2 protein-coding genes are annotated in these 1,882 nt (G+C 64.5%); both read left to right on the plus strand.

The window, feature by feature from the left end; genetic code table 11:
• Window positions 1-431 (plus strand): excalibur calcium-binding domain-containing protein (locus L0G76_RS15945; RefSeq protein ID WP_304358107.1); only part of this gene is annotated, 431 nt, incomplete at its 5' end.
• Window positions 432-550: 119 nt separating this feature from the next.
• A complete protein-coding gene (locus tag L0G76_RS15950; protein ID WP_304358108.1) occupies window positions 551-1,765 on the plus strand; it encodes a GmrSD restriction endonuclease domain-containing protein in 1,215 nt (404 codons plus the stop codon).
• Window positions 1,766-1,882 lie beyond the last annotated feature (117 nt).

A 1,882-nucleotide genomic window follows, 5' to 3' on the forward strand; every position in this document is an offset into this window, starting at 1 on the left:
AGAAGGGCGATGGCGACGCCGCGACCTGGCTGCCGCCGGCCAAGAGCTATCGCTGCGAATACGTCTCCCGGCAGATAGCGATCAAGCACAAGTACGACCTGTGGGTGGTCGCGGCAGAGAAGTCCGCGATGCAGCGGGTGCTGGGCGCCTGTGTCGATGAGCCCGCTTTCACCGAGAACGTGACCTGGCCGAGACCCGGCGAGGGCGACGATGTGACGACGGCCGAGGATACGAAGAGGAAATCGTCGAACTCGCAGAAGCCGAGTTCGACGGGGTCGAGCTCGAAGGAGACAAGGACCTCTGGGGGAGGCTCCGTGTACTACGAAAACTGCACTGCGGCCCGTGACGCGGGGGCCGCTCCCGTCCGCCGAGGTGACGCGGGATATGCGTCCCACCTCGACCGCGATGGTGATGGAGTTGGTTGCGAATAGCCGCCGAACCGATGACAATTCTGACGTTTTCGACCGTCTCATCCGGGGTAGATAACGAAACGGATAATGATTGAGCATTCAACCCACAGGCAGGGTGGATTGGCCCTAACATGTCAAGCGTGCCGAATTTCTTGATCTCCGCAGATGCCGTCCGCAGCGTCCGAGCTCGAGTAGTGGCCCTCTTTGCGGTTCTTGTGCTTTTACTCGTGTCCGGGTGCGGGAGCACCGATGCGGGCCAGGCGACCGGCGGCGACGTGGGCTGGTCCACCGGAGGCGGCGGCAACGCGAATGCCGACCCTGTTCCGTCTCGGCCCGCACTCTCTCCCGAGGCACCTCAATCAGCCCAGCGAGCCCAGCGTTCGGAGGCACCTTCGAGTGTGCCGTCTGCGGCTGCCAGGCAGGACGAGGCGGCGCCGGCGGCCGAGGGTGCCGAAACCAGTGATTCCCCACCGGCCAGCGGAGATTCGTCGACGACAGGCGCTGCGGTGTCTGAGTTGAACGGGCTGGACGTCAGGGGCAAAGAACACCGAACCGGTTACGATCCGCAGGAATTCGACTGGCGTTCCGATGCCGACCACAACGGCTGCGATACACCCAATGACGTTCTCAGGCGCGACCTCGACAAACTTGTGCTCGAGGCAGGATCGAACGGGTGCACCGTTGCAGCTGGTCGCCTCGACGATAAATACCTCGGCGACTCCTATGAATTCGAACGCGGCTCGTCCAAGATCGAGATCGACCATATCGTGTCTCGCTCCAATGCCTGGCAGACCGGGGCCGCTGGCCTGACCTATGACGAATTGCGAGAATTCTCCAACGATCCGCTCAACCTTCTGGCCGTGAGCTCGACCCTCAAGCGGCAGAAGAGCGAAGGCGACGCGGCCTCGTGGTTGCCGCCGAATGAGGACTACCGGTGCGAGTACGTGTCCCGGCAGATCGCAGTCAAGCAGAAGTACGGACTCTGGGTGGCTGCGGCGGAGAAAGACGCCATGGAGGAAGTGCTCGACTCATGCGCGGGTCACCCTTCCTTCAGCAAGGACGTGAACTGGCCGCAACCCGGTGAGGGAGACGGCGTGACGACCGAATCGGCATCGCAGGAGTCCTCGGGGGAGCCCTCCGAAGGACCCTCGGATCCGGCTGAGGAGACGGCTGGGAACTCCGCCGGGGATTCCTCTGCGAAAGACTCCGCAGGGGACTCTTCCACGGCGAAGGACTCCGCGGCGGGAGAGTCCCCGACGGGAGAGTCCCCGGCCGCGCCGCCGCCGGAGTCGGCTGAGACCCCGACCGCGCCCGCGACGGAGTCGGCTGGGGACGGTCGCCGAGGCGAGCGCTGACCCGGCCTCGGCCGATGCTCTTCGTGTTACGCGGTTTCGAGCGGGAAGATGAGCAGGCTTCCTGACGCGGTCGCGACGATCTTGCCCGCGTTGTCGACGACCTCCCCTTCGGCGAAG

It is taken from the genome of Brevibacterium picturae (assembly GCF_030453725.1).
Classification (GTDB): Bacteria; Actinomycetota; Actinomycetes; order Actinomycetales; family Brevibacteriaceae; genus Brevibacterium; species Brevibacterium sandarakinum_A.